Here is a 747-nt window from a genome sequence, read left to right on the forward strand (position 1 = left end):
TATCAGTTGAACAACCAGCCCCTGGTCATGAGCCAGGCCCTGATCAACAAGGTGCGCAACACCCCGGGTGTGCGCCGCGCCCTGGAGTTTTATGCCCGTGGCCAGATCGTCGACGGCCGCCGCGAGTGGTATCACGTCAGCCGCCACTTCAACCGTGACGAAATGGTCGCCCAGGCCAAGCTCGCCTACGACATGAAATGGTACTTCCCGGCGATCCGCACCATCAGCCAGGCCAAGTACTGGGACGACCTGGATATCCGCTTCCCCATGGCCCACCGCGACACCCTGGTACGTGAAACCAAGGGCCGTGGCCTGCATTGGAGCTGGGTTATTGCCATCGCGCGCCAGGAAAGCGCCTTGATGGATGACGCCCGTTCCGGCGGTGGCGCCAGCGGCCTGATGCAACTGATGCCCGCCACCGCCAAGGAAACCGCGCGAAAGTTCAGCATCCCACTGGCGTCACCGCAGCAGGTGCTGGACCCGGACAAGAACATCCAACTCGGCGCCGCCTACCTGAGCCAGGTGCACAGCCAGTTCAACGGCAACCGCGTGCTCGGGTCTGCCGCCGACAACGCCGGCCCAGGGCGCGTAGGCCGATGGTTGCGCGGCGCCGATCACCTGAGTTTCGACGGGTGGGTGGAAAGCATCCCGTTCGACGAAACCCGCCAGTATGTGCAGAACGTGCTGTCTTATTCGGTGATCTACGGGCAGAAGCTCAACTCGCCACAACCGCTGGTGGATTGGCAC

General features: G+C 63.3%; 1 protein-coding gene. It reads left to right on the forward strand.

Annotated features, from left to right (window positions below; genetic code table 11):
- Positions 1 to 747: transglycosylase SLT domain-containing protein (locus tag ASU03_RS20435; protein WP_157466012.1), on the forward strand; the 747-nt coding region annotated here is incomplete at both ends.

This window comes from Colwellia sp. TT2012 (assembly GCF_001440345.1).
Classification (GTDB): domain Bacteria; phylum Pseudomonadota; class Gammaproteobacteria; order Enterobacterales; family Alteromonadaceae; genus Colwellia.